Here is a 16,817-nt window from a genome sequence, read left to right on the forward strand (position 1 = left end):
TCACATTATCATATTAAATCACTTATCATAATAATCACAACCATTTATTTTACTTATTATAAAATGCGATTTATTCTGATAGTGCGCACGGAAGGAGGTGATTTTATGGCAGTTGCAGTCAATGACCGGGCGTGTCCATCCAGACAACCTGAACCTTATCCAAAGCAGCCGGTGAACCGGAAAACCGCTTTCTTCTCCTGGATCAAAGGAATATGCTTTACATTTATCATTGCTCTGCTTGGTTACGGTCTCGCTTTTGTACCGGGATTCAACCACGTTGGCCAGCTCGCTTGCTCTATTATTTTAGCGGTCCTGTATCGTCAGGTGTGGGGATACCCTGAACAGATTAGATCAGGCATCGAATTTTCCAGCAAAAAGCTGCTTCGTTTTGCAATCATTCTGTTCGGCTTGAAGCTGAACATAGACATCGTACTGCACCAGGGCTTGGGACTGCTCCTGCGCGATGCAGTTACGATCATCTTCGCCATAACCGTTACCTTACTTCTTGCCAAGTGGCTGAAGGCGGACCTCTCCCTATCCTTGCTGCTTGGCATAGGCACCGGCATCTGTGGTGCAGCGGCGATCGCAGCCGTCTCACCCATTCTCAAAGCCAAGGAAGAGGACACCGCTATGGGCGCAGGGATCATCGCCCTTATCGGCACGATCTTTTCGATCGTTTATACGATTCTCCGGCCGCTACTCCCATTATCCGAGCTTCAATACGGGATTTGGACGGGTGTGAGCCTCCACGAAATTGCTCATGTAGCGCTCGCAGCAGCACCTGCTGGGCAGGATGCTTTGGCTATAGCCTTGCTTGCGAAGCTGGGACGCGTTTTTTTGCTGGTTCCGCTCAGCTTTATTTTGCTCTATTTGCAAAACCTTAAGCGCAAACGTTCGGGCGAAGCTAATACGGGCACGAGGATCGTGTTTCCCTGGTTTTTGGTGGGCTTCATCGCAATGAGCTTTCTAGGCAGCTATATTTTAGGAAAATCCATTATCGTCCCGGCTTGGGCCATAAACGATATATCGTCCGTCACGACATTTTTTCTAACGATGGCGATGGTCGGGCTCGGCCTGCATGTCAATCTCAAGGAGCTACGCACCAAAGCACTGCGCCCGCTCATAGCCATGCTCATCACATCATTCCTGCTTTCTGGACTAACACTCGTTTCCCTTTAATGCTTATCTGATCGAATTATTCCCTATGCTAATGTGCTGCCTGGCTTTGATGCTATCCTTTCTTTCAGAGCCCAGCAAGCTGGGATAAGGGATATTTTGGGCCTTATTTTCTCCGGACATACAAAAGGGACTATCCCCCGAGCAGTAAAAAATACTACTTGCAGGATAGCCCCAGCCCATTCTATTTCTTATTCAGCATCCGATAGCTTAAGCGGTTCGCCAAACGTGGAAACATATGATACCACTTGGCGCCCACCCCGGCAATCCACGGAAGATTGATTTCTACTGGACCTTTCTCTACCGCGCGGACCATAGCTCTCGCTACCCGCTCCGGCTTCATCATAAACCACTTTACGTTGTTCACATACGTCCCGTCCGGATCCGCCACCGCAAAAAAAGGCGTATCGATCGGCCCGGGATTAATCGTCGAAACCGAAATTCCATATTCCCGCACTTCTTGGCGCAAAGCATCGCTAAATCCGATCACTGCATGTTTGGTGGCACTGTAGGCTGTCGACTTAGCCGTTCCGATCTTACCGGCGATGGAGGCCACGTTGACGATTCTCCCGGCACGTGCCTTCTTCATGTAAGGAAGCACCGCTTTGGTGCATCTTACCATGCCCATGTAATTCACATTCATCATTTCCGAGAACTCATTTAGCGGCATTTCATCGCAATACTCAAATTTCCCGTAACCGGCATTATTCAGGAGGCAGTCTATCCGCCCAAACTCGGCAAACACCTGCCTAAAAGCCGCCTCAGTCGAAGCATCGTTCCCGACGTCGAGTGCAAGCAGCTTATGGGGGCCCTTCATTCTTGCTCCAACAGCCTCCAGCTTGTCCATCGAACGGGCGGCAAGTATAACAGTCGCCCCTTGCTCCGACAGCATCTGGGCCGCCAAAGCACCAATGCCGCTAGAAGCCCCAGTAACGACAACAATCTGATTATTCATAGACATCGTCTATTCTTCCATCCCTTCAAGCTTCCATGTCCCTATCTTAAGAGACCATCACTTGAATGTCCAGTTCGCCGATGCCATCCATCAACAGGGGGATGCAAAGCGCAGTACGAGGAGTGATAATTCCGGACGTTTCTGTCTTAATAACCTGTGGAGGCGTAATATCCACCAAAATGCCTTGATTGGACAAAATCGTACTGGCATTTCCGCTGATCATATTGCCCAGCTCGGAAATCGCACTTTGCCCCATCTCATCCATTTCTGTCAGTATAAATCCGCCCATCATCGCGGACACGATCCGAAGAGCAACGGTTTCCTCCAAGCCAAAAACAACCATGCCGCTAAAATGTCCTGTCATTCCGATTTGAATCCATATCTGATCCTGTATGGGCATTACCTCTCTCACACCCATGCGCCCGGTAGAGGGCGAAACCTGAACAACTTGTTCGATAACCGTGCGCGCGGATTCAAGAAAAGGATTAATTACTTCTGCTTTCAATAATATGCGCCCCTTTTCACTAGGAGAATGCTTTATCAATACAAAAGACCCAACTTTTAGTTAAAACATATTATACTTTATTCCTACTAATAAGTCATTATAATTTGATTCTAAAGACATAGCGAACATAACATGTCAATGATTGCTCACCGGCGAGTCTTTCGCGAATCATTGATTTACCTGCAGAATATCACCTATAATTAATAAAATCATACTTTTGCTGCTCTAATTGCAGCTGCGAGAATCGACAAGGAAGAAAGGAGGATTCAGGTGAATATCAGCCAATTAGAAACATTGATTACGATTTCCAAAACGAAAAGTTTTCGCAAGGCGGGTGAACTCTTGAATTTGACGCAGCCTGCTGTCTCGGCTCAGATCAAAAGCCTTGAGGACGAATTTCGGACTGTTTTGGTCGACCGCAATCAGCCAGTAACCCTGACCGACCGCGGACAAGTATTTCTAGAGCAGGCGGAACGGATTTTGGATATCGTCGAAGAACTGAAGCAGAAGCTGTCCGATATGGAGCACACTCCGCAGGGGCACATCGTACTTGGAACGACGACTTCAATTGCTATTCAAATTTTACCGCGGATCTTGTCATACTTTCAGGACCAATTTCCTCTTATTAAGACAACGATTCAATCGATGCCTTCCTGTCTTATTTACCAAAACGTGGAGCAGGGGCTTGTCGATATCGGAATCGGTTATTTAATTGAGAATAATCCTCAGGTACTCTCTTCCGTTTTGTATTACGATACGTTTGAATTAGTGGTTTCTCCGCTACATCCTCTGGCCAACGATCCGTCTCCAACTCTTGAGTCGCTGCGGGAAGTTCCGCTTATTATGCTGTCTCCTGATACGGTTGGTCGGCGCTTTGTCGAGGAAGTCTTCAAGGAGCATGGGATCGAACCGCATATCGTAATGGAGTTATCCAGTAGCGAAGAAGTAAAACGGATGGTGGAAATTAATTTAGGCGCCGCCATTATTTCAAGGCAGTCGATCTTGCGTGAACTCAAGCAGGGAACATTGCAAATCGTTCCGATTCCTGAGCTAGAGGTAACTCACCCGGTCGGGGTCATTTATAAATCGAGCCGTTACATCAACTCTGCAATGCAGCAATTTCTAGGTGATCTCAAGGGAATGCCGGAAACCAAGTTTATCAGCTCGGAATAGCGGCAAACCTAAACCTAGAGAGGAAAGGAGCAGATATCCGTATGAAATTTGACCTTCATACTCATCATTTTCGCTGCGGTCATGCCGACGGAAATATTCGTGATTATATCGAAGCCGGGATTACGGCTGGTTTATCGGTTATTGGCATTAGCGACCACACCCCTTATTTCGGACGTTCCGAGGATCGCCCTTTTCCGAAAATTACTATGGGTAAACGGGAATTCGCTGGCTACGTTGAGGAAGTGCTGAAGCTTAAGCAAGAATATGAGGGAAAAATCGATGTGCTTCTTGGGATTGAGTCCGACTTCTTCCCGGAACATGCCGAAGTATACCGAAAAACACTAAACCAATATCCCTTCGATTATGTCATCGGCTCAGTCCATAGTGTTGGAAAGGTAAGTATCTTTAACAAAAACCGCTGGAAGAGTTTAAAAGAGTCGGAAAGAATTGCGACCAAGGAAGCATACTACGAGCTGATCCGCGAGTCCGCACGGAGCGGAATGTTTCAAATTCTTGGGCATATCGACGCGATGAAGGGCAACTACCCGGCCTTCTCCGATATCCCTACCGCGAAAGCCATCGACGATACGCTGCAAACGATCGCTGATAACGGCGTAGTCATTGAAATTAACACTTCGGGAAAAACAAAGCTCAGTGGTGGATGGTACCCATCCGATGCCATCCTTGAGCGGGCACTGCATTTTGGCGTTGACGTCACCTTTGGCTCCGATGCCCATACCCCGGAACGTGTCGGCGACGAATGGGATCTCGTTTTAACGCGGCTGAAGGAAATCGGGTTCACCGAGTGGGTATATTTCAAAAACAAGCAGAAAATTTCCGTTCCGCTTTAATGCACGAAGTGCTCCCCTTCCTGGGGGCATATCACGGCAAAAAAAGAGAACCCGAGCAACGTGCACCGAGTTCTTAGAAAAATATATATTCAAAAGGGGGTCATGTAATAAGCATACCCTCTAACTATTAGGTTAAGATCACAGGTATATTTCATTTGTGTAACAAATAAATCTGTGATTATTACTCGCCCTTTTCCCATTCTCTCCGGTACAATTTTACGGGAATTTCTTCCCCGTTCAAGCCCTTACTTGCGGGAAGATGACTGATATAGCACATTCCGCATTTCTGCAGGACATGCTCCGAGGCCGGATTATCGGCGCTGCAGCGAGCCTCAACTTTAGTTAATCCTAACGTATCATGTCCAAATTCAAACACAGTTTTCACCGCTTCCGTAGCCAGACCCTGATTCCAGTATAAAGGCGACACCATATAACCTAGACGTGCCTGTCCGCTGCTTGGCGTCCAGTACTGCAAGGAACAAAGCCCGATTAAATGATGCTCATGTTTATGTTCCAGTACAAAATGCAAATCGCGCAAGCTCCGGTACGCTTCTTCAAAATAACGATATAGGCGATCGGGAAACAGCAGCTTAGCCGGTCCGACCGCTGTATGCCGAAGCACGGCCGGATCAGTCATGCAGCTGTACAAAGCTTCGATATCTCCTGGTTCCAGACGGCGCAATATGAGTCGTTCACTTTCCAAAACGGGAAACTGACTTTTCAGCCATTGCTTGATGTCCGCCATATTTCCCCCCCCTTTTTCCCATTATGCTTATTTACTAAGCGATGACGTTTGCATCCTCATAACTACCCCGAACCCATACAGCACTAAATAGTTGAATAGTGTGATCATAAATACCCACTTACAAAACGCAAATGCATGCATAAGTTGACCTGGCTCCATAAAATAAGCTATAGTCTCATTCAGCACAAACCGGGGATGCAGCAGGTCCCAACTGTTCCAACGCATAAATCGGCCCAAATAAATGCCGAAGCTGCTTAATAGCAGCACTAAAATCGAGAAAGCCCAGCCCGCCCAGCTTCCCCAGCGACGTTGCACCAAACGATGAACGGAAGCCAGCGATATCATTGCTATCGCCAGGCCGATCAAGGCAGCAAAAAACATCGTAAACAGGTGGTCCCAGAACGCATTCTCCAGCCAAAAGCGGTTGTTGTCTACAATCTTATATCTGGCAAACGGATGCAGTAGATCCGTGATAATATACGCGGCATTCGGGTAAAAAAACAGCCAGAGGAGGCCGACGGGAATCGTAATCAGAAGCTTCACGACATTCTGACGAAGCAAGCTAATCAAATCCAAAGCGATCGCCAGCCCTAGAGGGATCCAGGCTAGGAACGCATTCCAAAGCAGAAATAAATAGGGATGCCCCCCACTTGGTAGCTTGATTTCCATCGCATATTTCATGCCGATAACCGTTCCGGCAAACAAAACGATACATACGTATAGCTTTGCCGGATAACCTAATTCTTTAAGCCGCTGCTTCATGCCACAACTCCTATCGCAGGTATCCTTTAACCTATACACGAATGACTGTGACAAATTGTTACGAAGCCGCCATCAACCGGCTATTCCATCGCTTCGTTTCTTAGTACCATGTGAATATGGTCCTCCCATATCCCGTTGATAAAGAGGTATTTTAACGCCAAGCCTTCCTGATAAAAACCGCACTTTTCAACAACCCGGAATGAAGCTTCATTGCGCGGCATAATATTAGCTTCAATTCGGTGAAGCCCTAATTCGTGAAAGGCGAAATTGGCAACTGTCCGAACTGCCTCCGTCATATACCCGTTATTCCGCTCGTCCTGATCCATTCGATAGCCTAAATGGCATGACAAGAAAACCCCGCGTACAATATTGCTTAAGGCGATGGAGCCAATCACCCGCTCCGGATCATCCGCCCGGAATATCCACCATGTGCATAGGTGTCCGTTTCGGATATTCTTTGATTCCTCCTCAAGCAGCGCCTGTTGGTAGGACAATGTGTAATATTCCGGTTCCTTTATTTTCTCCCATTGCTCCAGAAAGCTCTGATTGCGCTGTAAAAAAAGCAAAACAGCATCTGCATCCTCTGCGCCCAGCTCTTTCAAAATTAGCCGTTCGGAGGTTAAAATAGATTTCATATAACTTACCTCAATTCTATGAAAAAATAAAATGATGATCAGTTCAGAAACGGAAGGAGTTCGGATTTATGCAGCCCTTCACAGCCCGAACAATAGATATTATATCCCAGATTCCCGAGGGAAAAGTGATGACGTATGGCCAAATCGCTGCCGCAGCCGGCAGCCCCCGCGCCGCTAGGCAAGTCGTCCGCATTCTGCACAGCATGAGCCGGAAGTACGGACTACCCTGGCACCGCGTAGTAAACAGCAAGGGGGAAATCGCTCTGCAGGATGAAGAAGGCTTCCACCAGCAGCAATGGAGCCTTGAGGCGGAAAATGTAGTCGTTATGCCTGGCGGACGGATCGATCTCGTCCGCTACCAATTTGAACCAGAGACACCCAGGCATCAAGCGGAACCTTAAATTTTACTAAATACCCACCTGTTTCGCATTCATTCGCAAAAAAAGAAGGGGGTTCAAAACTATACCCCCTGCTTCCATTTTTTCTCCGCGACGTTAGGAACAAAATGCTCCATAAGTGAGATCAATTCGGAAGGTTCAGCAGATATGTTAATCAGCGACAGATGGCCTTGATTCACAAATCCGGCAGCGATACAGGATTCCACCAGTCCGATGAGCGGATCGTAATACCCGTTAATATTAAGCACACCGACCGGCTTTTGATGAATCCCTATCTGCAGCCAGCAGAGCACCTCAAACAGTTCCTCCAGCGTTCCGAATCCGCCAGGTAGTGCAATGAAACCATCGGCCATCTCGCCCATTTTAGCTTTCCGGGTATGCATATCCTCGACTTCTAAAAACTGCGTTAATCCTGGGTGGGCCAGCTCTCCGTTCATCAATCCCGTAGGCATGACCCCAATGACCTCACCGCCCGCACTAAGGGCCGCATCCGCCATAGCACCCATGAGTCCGAATTTCGAACCGCCATATATGATTCGGTATCCTTGCTTGGCCAAGGTACCACCAAGTTGTTCAGCCTTTTTCCGATACTGCTCATCCTCCCCAAAGCGGGAACCGGCAAATACACATATCGATTTCATCTTTTCACTCTCCCCTCCGTGATTCTCTTCTCCCTAATCGCTCGCAAATATCTTACTGTCCCGATTCACCGGCCACGTTCCAACGATGGCGGTATTTCTCCAGGCGAGGGTGAAGCTGGGAAGGTGATGCCGATAGCAGCAGCCGGACTTTGACGATCCATTCCTCAAAAGAGGAAAATGAGGCAAATTGGTTAGCCATTTCCGGGGACAGATAGACGAAATGAGGAGCTGGATATTTATCTGCCATATGCCGGAGTGCCGTGTCCATCGGTGTATATTTTTTTCTCTTCCCTTCCCAGCTTTCAATTGTCACCGCTGACGCTCGCCCTTGCTCGCTTTTCCATTGATGCAGCCGATCCTCCCTCTGATAAAAGGGACTAGCCCCATTCTTCGAGATTCGTTTGACCGTCTCCTCATGCAGCGGGTAGAGCACAAGCTTGGCAAAAGCCCGATTGGAGGCTTCCTTTGCCGCCAGGTCCAATTCTTCATCTGATGTGTGCTCAAAAGAATCATAGTAGATCATCGTACCTTTTCGGCTTTCTACCGGCGGTTCATAACCGAAAGGCACTTGGATGTTTTGTCTCACGTTGTCTCCTCCATAGATGTGAAATGTAATTGGGATATATGCCTAGGTTTTGCTTTTTTTACGAAAAATAAAGAAGAGATTAGCGAATTCCCCGTCCTATAAAGTTTGGAGAAATCGGCGCTAGGCCAAGCTCCCGTGACCACACCGAAAGTTGCCCAATATGGTGGATTTCATGAGCAATGACATGCCGTAAAATTTCGCCTGCCGTATACTCCTTTTGATCGGAAGGATTAATGATGCGTGTACCGTCCATCTCGTCAGTCCAGGTAGATAGAAACAGTTCCACTTCCCCATGGAATGAGGCGGACAATTCTTTGATTCGTTCCAAGGACATGTACTCCTCAAAGGGCACCGGATCATCCGGCTTCCCTTGAATGATTTGAATCCAGCTCCATTCCACGTCAATAATATGATACAACGTCCTTAAAATGCTCCCCACGCCGCCGCTTCGCTGCCGCAGCAGCTCTTCAGCAGATATTTGTTCGCACCACGCGAACCACTCTTCCCGAATTTGCCAATTGTATTGGAGCATTTTCAGCATATGCAAAATCCCTTCTCCCTAAAGGTCTTTTAATTCCCTTAAACTCTCAGTAACCTGATTTTACCATAAGACAATGTTTTGAATTAAGACATGAAATGTAAAACCTAAGTCATTCACCATGATCGTCGCCCTTTGTAATGATCCGCGAGGGCCATGCTACTCCTATCAATACAGTCAGCCCCACCAAAAAAGGATAAACGACGATCAAACCGAGAATGAGCAGTCCCGCTCCATAATTATCGGAGTCCACCGGATTCGGATTAGGGAACAACCACCCGAAACCAGCAACAATAGCAATCGCATAAGGAAACCATAGCAGCACCGACCAAAATACGAACGGCCGAGCTTTCATCCATTTATGAACCAAATAAATACAGCCGCACGCTAAAACCATGGCTATAAATAACGTTCCCCATGATACCATCCGCTCTGTCGCAGAATAGCTGTACCCAGTCATGGCCTGAACGCGGCCGATATTGGTTATTCCTTCTGTAATGACGACAAAAATAAGAGCATACAAGGCGCTAATCGCGTTGATTTTGCCAAAACTTTTGAGCATGTTATACTCTGCACCACCTGGAGAAATTATGAAAACAAAGGAGAAGCCTTGTCGACTTCTCCATAAATTCGTTATATTGCTAATTCGTTCCGATTACTGATTGATCTGCTGATCCGTCTTTCCCTGCAAATTAACCAGTTTCATAATGACGGACGCTATGTCCGCTTTGGACACGGTCTGCTGCGGATTGAATTTACCGTTTTGCCCTTCCAGAAGGCCCAGCTTGACAGTGAGGGCTACCGCACCCGGCTCTTTAATCGATTTAGCATCGCTAAATTGACTCACGGCCGTGTCCTGACCGAGGAAAGTAGCTAGCTTGCTGTATTTAAGCACAATTGTAAGCATGACAGCGAGCTGCTCACGTGTCAGCTTCGCATCCACCTGAAGGCTGGCATCCTCCTGTACCCAATGACGGGTTACTGCGTATCTAACGGCTTGATAATAAGGGCTCTCGGGAGCTACCCCGAAAAAGATCTTCTTGCCATTCTCATCCCCAAAATAGTATTGCTCATAGTTCGGATTTTCTGCTTTACCCATTATCTTAAGCCAGTCGCCCATCGTAACCGCCTCATCAGGCTTCAGGTTACCGTCCTGATCCGGCGTCAAAACCTGATAATCCACAAGCGTGGTCAGCTCTTTTTCGGCTTTATGGCCTTTTATATCCTTAGGAGTCGGTACTTTTCCGGAAAGCATAAAGTTGTCATAGGTGGCCACCCATTTTCCCGAGACCGCATCCAGCACCATGCTATCTCTTTCCGGATTTACGGCGTTAGGAGCATATACGAGTCGGGCAACCGGTTCGGAGTATTCTCCATCAATATAATGCCCACCAAAACTTTGGTACTGGAGCTTCGGCTTATATTCCTGCCGATATAACCCAAGCGCTTTTTCCTCTGTAATTGTAGCTGTATTCCCAGCCGGAACACTAGCAGGCATCTCCCGATCACTCACATTGTAGAACAGCAGTCTGCCATACGCATCGATCGTCAAGGACACTGCGCCATCTCGAATAGGAAGGCCTTGATAAAAGCGGGTAAACTGATAGCTGTACCGATCTTCATTTTTCTTCTCACTCGTATCTGCTTCTTGGTTCACAAGCTTTAAATTGCTGTCGGCCTTCGGATATAAAAGATTAATGTAATCTATAGCCCGCTTTTTCGCCGTTTCCTTCGTTAATTTTACGGCCCCCTTAGGTACTGGCAGCGGCTTTTGCAGCTTTCCAGTACTGTACTCCTCAATGCTGAACTGTACAATTTGCCCGGTTAAAGCATCGACCTCCGCAGAGGTTTGCATAGGGAAAGGCATCCTTAGGTCGTTATCTCCTCCCCAGATTAGTCGCCACACCTGTCGATTTGAATCTCTATAATCATTTGACAAAAATTTCGAATTTAGTGTTCGCCCTTCAGGAATTTGAGCTACCTGTTGAATCGCTTTAACTGCTTCATCCTCGGTCATCTCCACAGTAGAGGTTCTAGGTATAAATGCTTTCTTTCCCGCCGGTATTGCGTCGTATGAGGTAGATTCTGATGGAAGCTCCACCCCTCTAAAGTTAATTTTCTTCCCCGATTTCGCATCGATAGGACTGACTGCACTTTCCGATGCCCCCCAGGCCAATACCCAACTCGAAATTTCTCCATTTTTACGGATCGGAAAATACCCTAGCTCCACTTTAAATTGCTCATTAAATAGCTTCTCCGCTGCGGCTTGTGTAATGGAAGGGACCGCCGAAGGATGCTCGAGCCTATCTGAAGGTTTGGAGAATTGCGTAATGTTTCCATCTCCATCCATCCCTACACTGATTCCACCGCCTGCCGAGGGCAAACCATTGATCAGGACATCAAAGTAAAAATTGTATTGAACAGGTCCGAACAGTGATTTAGTACCTATATACCTGTAGTCCTCCTTTAGTTGGAGGTCCTTGGCGGAGTAAGAAGGAGCTGCTTTGGCGATAAACGCCTTTGCTATCTCCAAAGCTTTTTCCTCCGTTACACCCGGAGGATAAAAGCTTTTGCCTTCTGTCTCAGGCATGCTGAGGTAGATATTCACCAGTTCCCCTGTTATGGCATCCACTCTGCTGCTGAAGCTGTGACTCATATTGCCTTCCCGGAACTCCCAGGAAATATCCCAGATCATCTGGTTTTTTGGAGCAGGGAACTCATTGGTGATGCCGAGCTGAACGCTTGTTGCTTTGGCTTTGGCTAGCTGCGGAAACAACTCCTTAACCTTGGCGAGCACCTGCTCCTTTGAAAACTTGGCCTTGGAAGGGTCGGGAGTTTTAGCCTCAGAGGTGTTTGGGATAACTGCTGAGCTTCCTGAAGCGGATCCAGAATTAGTACCGCTGGATGACGCCCCTAGCACCACACCCTGCGGAAGCAATAATGAAAGCGCAATCAAACTAGTCATTGCCACCTTACCAGACCATTTTGGAAACTTAGCTGCTCCGGAATTCTCGATAATTTTAAAATGACGGCTCAAATATTTCATCCTTCCCATTACTACATTTTCCTCTAATTGTAATGGAAATTTCATTATTTTTCCAATGTCAGAGAGTAAAAATATTTGCCCTGCTCAAAATTCATCACTAAATGTATTTTGTACATTTATTTTCAGGCCAAACGCCGACTTTTGGATTTTAACTGTATTTTGTACATTTAAATCGGGGTAATTAGGATTAGAAGAGGAATTTCACTCATTTTAGCTGCACTTTCAGCATCTAAATGTCCAACATTTCTCTTAAGGCTATGATTAACTGTACAAAATACATTAAGTAAGTTCTGCAGGTACAAGTAACCTCTGGTATGGTTAAAATGGTCTCGCTCCGCTACAAATTTTTTTAAAAAGACAGCCTGCCAGTAGCCCAGCATGCTGTCTTCCCTTCACATAATCACTTTTTCAATGGCACTCGCTCGGCCAAAAGCCGCTCCACTGTTACCGTCGCCTCATCAAGCGATTGGGCCTGGATCGGAATAATCTCCGCTTCCGTATACTGTCCCTCCGTAAAAGAGTAACGTGGATCATAATAGTGCAGGAGCAGTAGCTCCACCGCGCGATCGTAACGTCCATTTTTGAGACTTTGATCGATTTCTGCCGCAATCGGGACATGAATTCTCGATTTAATTTTTTGAAATGCCAGAATGCATTCCTCGGGATATTCCCACGGTTTATAATCGTTCAAAATGATCTCCACACGCGCCTCTACAGGAAGCTCCAGGCGAAAATGCTGCCCGTATCCTTTTCTGGCCACGATAAAATCAGGAATGACCACTTTGCCAACCCGCTTGCTTTCCGCCTCCATCAACACATAAGGTTTGTCTTGATAGTGTAGAAGTTCCTCAAGCAGCAGTGAATCGAACATTTTTTGATTATGCGCCTGAAGTCCAATGTGCCCGAACACCGAACCCCGATGCCCGGCCATCTGTTCCAAATCGAGTACGGGATGGCCTTTTTCCTGCAGCTTTTTAAGCAGAGCCGTCTTGCCGGTTCCCGTATTTCCGTGGATTACGATCATTTCCGGTTCAAAGCTCATCTTCTCGAGCGTCTCGACAACAAAGTGGCGGTATGCCCGGTAGCCCCCGTCCAGTCGGTAGGCATGAATATCCATCAAGGACAGCAGCGTTGCCGTCGTTCTACTGCGCATTCCGCCACGCCAACAAAACACCGCTTTCCTGCCCGGTATATCGGCAAATTGCTTGATAAACGTCGGCAGCTTGGCTGAGACGATCTCCAGTCCTCGCTGCTTTGCCGCATCTACGCTAACCTGCTTATAGAGCGTTCCGATTTCCGCCCGCTCCTGATCATCGAACAGCGGGATGTTGACGCTGCCCGGTATGGTGGATTCTCTGAATTCAGAGGGGGATCGCACATCGATCAGGGCGAGCCCTTTCTGTCGCTGCTCCAGCCATTCTTCAATCGTTAAGTCTTGAAACGTCATATAAAGACCCCTTCTGTTAAGTTCATCCAAGCTGTAAAATTTAAGATTCAACCACAATACGGCCCGTGTTACTGTCAGTTACTTCGCCGATGAGGCTTGCCTCGACACCCGCCTTCACCAGCTTCTCAAGCATTTCATCTGCTTGACTCGGATCAACGGAAATGAGCAATCCGCCCGAGGTTACCGCATCGCACAATATCCAGCGATCGATTTGATCGAGGCTGTCCGGGAAGGTGATGTCCTTCTCCACATGGGCGAAGTTGTTCTTCGTGCCACCCGGGACAAACCCCTGCTCCGCCAGCTCACGAACGCGCGGCAGCACCGGAACCGAGCTGCGGCGGATCGTGATGCCCACGCCGCTGCCTTTCGCCATCTCCAGGGTATGCCCCATCAGGCCAAAGCCCGTCACGTCGGTACAAGCATGCACATCATAAGGCTCCATCGTTTCCGCGGCGGTTTTGTTAAGCGTAGCCATCACGCGGGTAACCCGCTCCGTCTCTGCTTCGGTGAGCTGATCCTTCTTGATCGAGGTCGTCATGATGCCGACGCCGATCGGCTTTGTCAGGATCAGCTTGTCGCCCGGCTTCGCCCCGGCGTTCGTTCTCACCTTGTCCGGATGAACAAGCCCGGTAACGGCGAGGCCAAATTTAGGCTCCTTATCGTCAATAGAATGTCCGCCGACGAGCGTTGCACCCGCTTCCCTCACTTTATCGGCCGCACCGCGCAAAATGTCGGCCAGGACGCTTTTTTCCAGGGTGGAGATCGGGAAAGCTACTATATTAAGCACTGTGAGCGGTTTGCCGCCCATCGCATAAATATCGCTGATCGCATTGGCTGCGGCTATCTGTCCAAACGAATACGGATCGTTAACAATCGGGGTAAAAAAATCGACCGTCTGTACCAGCGCCAAATCGTCGCTAAGCCGATACACTCCGGCATCATCACTTGTATCGAGTCCGACGAGCAGATCCGGATTCGGCTCTGACTGCGGTAGACTCCGAATGACCTGCATCAAATCGGCGGGTCCGATTTTGCAGCCGCAGCCTCCTTTGCTGGATAGAGACGTTAATTTCACAGGTTCAGCTGTTGACATACATCGTCACGTTCCTTCCTCATGCTTAGCTAGGCCAAGCTCAATTTATCCTATTTAGATGGTACTCCAATAACAGCAAAATGCGCAAATCCAATAACACTTGGGAGATTACTCACATAAAATGACTTCATCTATGGGTAGAAACATCAACCAACCTCATGCTCAAAACAGCCGGAAGACGGTATTCTCCGTCATCCTGTTTATCATCATCGCCATCGCCGGGCTAACTTATGTCAAATGGTGGCACTATTACGAAAAAGCGCTCAAGAGTGCAACCAGTCATTCCATCGGATCATCCATTTTAGGCTCTGCTCTGACACCGGCGCCGCCCCATCCTGGAGCGCTGCGCTGCATTATACCGCTGTATACTTCAAAGCCGTCTGGAAGGCGGCCGTACTCGGAATTCTCCCCGGCTCGCTCGTTCAGGTGCTGCTGCCTGCGCAGTGGCTTTATAAGGTGCTAGGCTAGGAAGCAGCCTGGCCTTCTGGATCAGGAATCCGGTATTAAACCCGGCTACGCTGATCTTCATGACCTTTGTGCTGTCCTGGAAATTCACGCTGCTGCGGGTCGTATTCGGAATTCTGATGACCTTTGGGGTCAGCTATATGGCAAATGCTGATGGTATCCCGCTCTTTTCCGCGGAAGGTGCTGTTGTTCGTCTTCGTTTCGGTGGTTGCGATCGGCATCGTCAGTGGATTAATCGGGGCATGGGTGCTGTAAACAAGCAATCCGGCATCATTCAAAAAGCGCGAGCTGCATCGGCTGCAAAGCCCTGCACTCGCGCTTTTTTATGAGGATAATTACATAATAGCCGTTTACTGTTATGCCAGCGCCTTCAGGCACAGGGATACTTCTTTACCGCCAGTCGCCAAAGCTATTTCCGCCGCAACGACCCAGTTCACTGCCAAGGTTTGCTTCAAGCGTTCAAGCTGGGCGTCCGTGAGGTGCAGCCCGTCGATACGCCCTTCGCCGACGACAAAGTCGGTTTCCGAATTCAAACGGAAGGCTTCCTCCAACCAGATTTTGAGCCCGTTTCGAGTGTTGAACGTCATTCGGTACCCGTCCGTAAGCGCCTGCTCAAATTTCTCTCCATGCTCCTGCGCATAGGTAAATAAATCGCCGTACTCGTAATCTTCGTTCTCGAGAGCCTGAAATACGGCTGCATCCCGAGAGGCAACCGCCTGCTGCAGCTGCTCCTCGGTAATGCCTTCTTTTCTGGCATGCTCCAGCAAAATGGCGGTATGTTGAGAGAGCTTCACTTGTTCCATCACCATCAACTCCTTTACTGATTCTCTTCACACAAATGACAAGCTGCAAAATGCTCTGGGCCGACTTCGATCCATTTCGGCTCTTCCTGTTTACAGCGCTCCGTGGCAAATGGACACCGGGAAGCGAATTTGCAGCCGGTCCCGGCGCTGGATAAGCTCGGCATTTCCGCCTGCCCATCCGGTGCAGTAATGTTCCGCACTTTAGGGTCTGGAACCGGTATGGCCGCGAGCAAGGCCTGCGTGTAAGGATGGGCCGGATGGTCATAGAGCTCGTCGCTTGGAGCCACCTCGACCAGCTTCCCGAGATACATCACGCCAATGCGGTCGGAGATGTGCCGAACCATGGATAAGTCATGAGCAATAAACAAATAGGTCAGTCCGTATTCTTCCTGCAAATCCTCCAGCATATTGACTACCTGCGCCTGTACGGAAACATCGAGTGCAGAGATCGGCTCGTCGCAAATAATAAACTCCGGTTTCACGGAAAGAGCTCTGGCAATGCTGATCCGTTGACGCTGACCGCCGCTGAATTCATGCGGATAACGATCCGCGTGCTCCGGCTTCAAGCCTACCTTTTCCAGCAGCTCCAGCACCTTTTCACGGTTTTCCTTCTTGTTCTTGAACCCTTGAATGCCCAGTGGCTCGCTGATGAGCTGAGCGACATTCATGCCGGGATTCAGCGAGGAATACGGATCCTGAAAAATCGTCTGCATTCTTTTACGGAACGGCTTCAGCTCCCGTTCATTCATTTTCGCCAAATCCTGCCCGTCGAACAAAATAGAGCCGTCCGTTACATCGTACAATCTGGAGATCGTACGGCCCGTCGTTGACTTCCCGCACCCGGATTCTCCAACGAGCCCAAAGGTTTCCCCTTTAAGAATATGAAAGCTGACGTCGTCTACTGCCTTAACAATGCGTTTATTGCCATCTTCCCCTTTGCCGCGTGCGGGAAAATATTTTTTCAGTCCCTTCACTTCCAGCAAAACTTTATCGTCCAC

19 protein-coding genes and 1 pseudogene are annotated in these 16,817 nt (G+C 48.4%); 5 read left to right on the forward strand and 15 right to left on the reverse strand.

What is annotated here, in order from left to right; genetic code table 11:
- Positions 1-105 precede the first annotated feature (105 nt).
- Entirely contained in the window at positions 106-1,179 is a 1,074-nt protein-coding gene (locus tag ACFQ3W_RS18725) for a YeiH family protein (RefSeq protein WP_379320755.1), read from the forward strand.
- Positions 1,180-1,360: 181 nt separating this feature from the next.
- Here ACFQ3W_RS18725 and ACFQ3W_RS18730 read toward each other — a convergent pair whose 3' ends face one another.
- Entirely contained in the window at positions 1,361-2,137 is a 777-nt protein-coding gene (locus ACFQ3W_RS18730) for an SDR family NAD(P)-dependent oxidoreductase (protein WP_379320756.1), read from the reverse strand.
- 40 nt (positions 2,138-2,177) lie between these two features.
- Positions 2,178-2,636, reverse strand: coding sequence for a chemotaxis protein CheX (locus ACFQ3W_RS18735; protein WP_379320757.1), 459 nt, complete (start codon positions 2,634-2,636; stop codon positions 2,178-2,180).
- A 270-nt stretch (positions 2,637-2,906) separates the two neighbouring features.
- Between ACFQ3W_RS18735 and ACFQ3W_RS18740 the strand changes: the two genes are divergently transcribed.
- Both ACFQ3W_RS18740 and ACFQ3W_RS18745 read left to right on the forward strand, forming a co-directional pair.
- Positions 2,907-3,809, forward strand: a complete 903-nt coding sequence (locus ACFQ3W_RS18740; protein WP_379320758.1) for a LysR family transcriptional regulator — start codon at positions 2,907-2,909, stop codon at positions 3,807-3,809.
- 41 nt (positions 3,810-3,850) lie between these two features.
- Positions 3,851-4,660: a histidinol-phosphatase gene (locus ACFQ3W_RS18745; protein ID WP_379320759.1), complete on the forward strand. Its 810-nt coding sequence runs from the start codon at positions 3,851-3,853 to the stop codon at positions 4,658-4,660.
- Between the two features lie 181 nt (positions 4,661-4,841).
- Here ACFQ3W_RS18745 and ACFQ3W_RS18750 read toward each other — a convergent pair whose 3' ends face one another.
- The 3 genes from ACFQ3W_RS18750 to ACFQ3W_RS18760 all read right to left on the reverse strand — a co-directional run bounded on the left by ACFQ3W_RS18750 (position 4,842) and on the right by ACFQ3W_RS18760 (position 6,802).
- The gene (locus ACFQ3W_RS18750; protein WP_379320760.1) at positions 4,842-5,405 is read right to left on the reverse strand and encodes a GNAT family N-acetyltransferase; all 564 of its coding nucleotides are present in this window, start codon (positions 5,403-5,405) and stop codon (positions 4,842-4,844) included.
- Positions 5,406-5,432: 27 nt separating this feature from the next.
- Entirely contained in the window at positions 5,433-6,167 is a 735-nt protein-coding gene (locus ACFQ3W_RS18755; protein WP_379320761.1) for a DUF1361 domain-containing protein, read from the reverse strand.
- A gap of 80 nt (positions 6,168-6,247) precedes the next feature.
- Positions 6,248-6,802, reverse strand: coding sequence for a GNAT family N-acetyltransferase (locus ACFQ3W_RS18760; protein ID WP_379320762.1), 555 nt, complete (start codon positions 6,800-6,802; stop codon positions 6,248-6,250).
- A 68-nt stretch (positions 6,803-6,870) separates the two neighbouring features.
- Here ACFQ3W_RS18760 and ACFQ3W_RS18765 point away from each other — a divergent pair, with 68 nt between their 5' ends.
- The gene (locus ACFQ3W_RS18765) at positions 6,871-7,203 is read left to right on the forward strand and encodes an MGMT family protein (RefSeq protein WP_379320763.1); all 333 of its coding nucleotides are present in this window, start codon (positions 6,871-6,873) and stop codon (positions 7,201-7,203) included.
- A 59-nt stretch (positions 7,204-7,262) separates the two neighbouring features.
- On the opposite strand, the gene ACFQ3W_RS18770 is transcribed toward ACFQ3W_RS18765, so the two are convergent.
- The 7 genes from ACFQ3W_RS18770 to selD all read right to left on the reverse strand — a co-directional run bounded on the left by ACFQ3W_RS18770 (position 7,263) and on the right by selD (position 14,551).
- Positions 7,263-7,841 carry an LOG family protein gene (locus ACFQ3W_RS18770; protein ID WP_379320764.1) on the reverse strand — a complete coding sequence of 193 codons (579 nt, stop codon included), beginning with the start codon at positions 7,839-7,841 and terminating at the stop codon, positions 7,263-7,265.
- A gap of 52 nt (positions 7,842-7,893) precedes the next feature.
- The gene (locus ACFQ3W_RS18775; protein WP_379320765.1) at positions 7,894-8,427 is read right to left on the reverse strand and encodes a hypothetical protein; all 534 of its coding nucleotides are present in this window, start codon (positions 8,425-8,427) and stop codon (positions 7,894-7,896) included.
- Between the two features lie 79 nt (positions 8,428-8,506).
- The gene (locus ACFQ3W_RS18780) at positions 8,507-8,968 is read right to left on the reverse strand and encodes a DinB family protein (protein WP_379320766.1); all 462 of its coding nucleotides are present in this window, start codon (positions 8,966-8,968) and stop codon (positions 8,507-8,509) included.
- Between the two features lie 109 nt (positions 8,969-9,077).
- On the reverse strand, positions 9,078-9,527 hold the full coding sequence (locus ACFQ3W_RS18785; protein ID WP_379320767.1) for a hypothetical protein: 450 nt from the start codon (positions 9,525-9,527) through the stop codon (positions 9,078-9,080).
- Positions 9,528-9,620: 93 nt separating this feature from the next.
- Complete coding sequence (locus tag ACFQ3W_RS18790) at positions 9,621-12,020, reverse strand: YcdB/YcdC domain-containing protein (RefSeq protein ID WP_379320768.1); 2,400 nt, start codon at positions 12,018-12,020, stop codon at positions 9,621-9,623.
- Between the two features lie 391 nt (positions 12,021-12,411).
- On the reverse strand, positions 12,412-13,458 hold the full coding sequence (gene mnmH, locus ACFQ3W_RS18795; RefSeq protein ID WP_379320769.1) for a tRNA 2-selenouridine(34) synthase MnmH: 1,047 nt from the start codon (positions 13,456-13,458) through the stop codon (positions 12,412-12,414).
- A 40-nt stretch (positions 13,459-13,498) separates the two neighbouring features.
- A complete protein-coding gene (gene selD / locus ACFQ3W_RS18800; protein ID WP_379320770.1) occupies positions 13,499-14,551 on the reverse strand; it encodes a selenide, water dikinase SelD in 1,053 nt (350 codons plus the stop codon).
- Between the two features lie 133 nt (positions 14,552-14,684).
- On the opposite strand from selD, the pseudogene ACFQ3W_RS18805 reads away from it, so the two are divergent.
- Positions 14,685-15,165 (forward strand): annotated as a pseudogene (locus ACFQ3W_RS18805) (permease); the annotation flags it as partial.
- On the opposite strand, the gene ACFQ3W_RS18810 reads toward ACFQ3W_RS18805, so the two are convergent.
- The 3 genes from ACFQ3W_RS18810 to ACFQ3W_RS18820 form a co-directional block, all read right to left on the reverse strand.
- Entirely contained in the window at positions 15,055-15,294 is a 240-nt protein-coding gene (locus ACFQ3W_RS18810; protein ID WP_379320788.1) for a hypothetical protein, read from the reverse strand. The pseudogene ACFQ3W_RS18805 and the gene ACFQ3W_RS18810 overlap by 111 nt on opposite strands.
- A 78-nt stretch (positions 15,295-15,372) precedes the next feature.
- A complete protein-coding gene (locus ACFQ3W_RS18815; protein WP_379320771.1) occupies positions 15,373-15,819 on the reverse strand; it encodes a hypothetical protein in 447 nt (148 codons plus the stop codon).
- Positions 15,820-15,833: 14 nt separating this feature from the next.
- Positions 15,834-16,817: an ABC transporter ATP-binding protein gene (locus ACFQ3W_RS18820; protein WP_379320772.1), complete on the reverse strand. Its 984-nt coding sequence runs from the start codon at positions 16,815-16,817 to the stop codon at positions 15,834-15,836.

Source organism: Paenibacillus puldeungensis (genome assembly GCF_042678945.1).
Classification (GTDB): domain Bacteria; phylum Bacillota; class Bacilli; order Paenibacillales; family Paenibacillaceae; genus Fontibacillus; species Fontibacillus puldeungensis.

Coding starts and splice junctions, on each gene's coding strand:
- ACFQ3W_RS18755 (WP_379320761.1), bottom strand. CDS start 6,167: ATGAAGCAGCGGCTTAAAGAATTAGGTTATCCGGCAAAGCTATACGTA.
- ACFQ3W_RS18760 (WP_379320762.1), bottom strand. CDS start 6,802: ATGAAATCTATTTTAACCTCCGAACGGCTAATTTTGAAAGAGCTGGGC.
- selD (WP_379320770.1), bottom strand. CDS start 14,551: ATGTCAACAGCTGAACCTGTGAAATTAACGTCTCTATCCAGCAAAGGA.
- ACFQ3W_RS18815 (WP_379320771.1), bottom strand. CDS start 15,819: ATGGAACAAGTGAAGCTCTCTCAACATACCGCCATTTTGCTGGAGCAT.
- ACFQ3W_RS18770 (WP_379320764.1), bottom strand. CDS start 7,841: ATGAAATCGATATGTGTATTTGCCGGTTCCCGCTTTGGGGAGGATGAG.
- ACFQ3W_RS18780 (WP_379320766.1), bottom strand. CDS start 8,968: ATGCTGAAAATGCTCCAATACAATTGGCAAATTCGGGAAGAGTGGTTC.
- ACFQ3W_RS18725 (WP_379320755.1), top strand. CDS start 106: ATGGCAGTTGCAGTCAATGACCGGGCGTGTCCATCCAGACAACCTGAA.
- ACFQ3W_RS18745 (WP_379320759.1), top strand. CDS start 3,851: ATGAAATTTGACCTTCATACTCATCATTTTCGCTGCGGTCATGCCGAC.
- ACFQ3W_RS18730 (WP_379320756.1), bottom strand. CDS start 2,137: ATGTCTATGAATAATCAGATTGTTGTCGTTACTGGGGCTTCTAGCGGC.
- ACFQ3W_RS18785 (WP_379320767.1), bottom strand. CDS start 9,527: ATGCTCAAAAGTTTTGGCAAAATCAACGCGATTAGCGCCTTGTATGCT.
- ACFQ3W_RS18750 (WP_379320760.1), bottom strand. CDS start 5,405: ATGGCGGACATCAAGCAATGGCTGAAAAGTCAGTTTCCCGTTTTGGAA.
- mnmH (WP_379320769.1), bottom strand. CDS start 13,458: ATGACGTTTCAAGACTTAACGATTGAAGAATGGCTGGAGCAGCGACAG.
- ACFQ3W_RS18765 (WP_379320763.1), top strand. CDS start 6,871: ATGCAGCCCTTCACAGCCCGAACAATAGATATTATATCCCAGATTCCC.
- ACFQ3W_RS18790 (WP_379320768.1), bottom strand. CDS start 12,020: ATGGGAAGGATGAAATATTTGAGCCGTCATTTTAAAATTATCGAGAAT.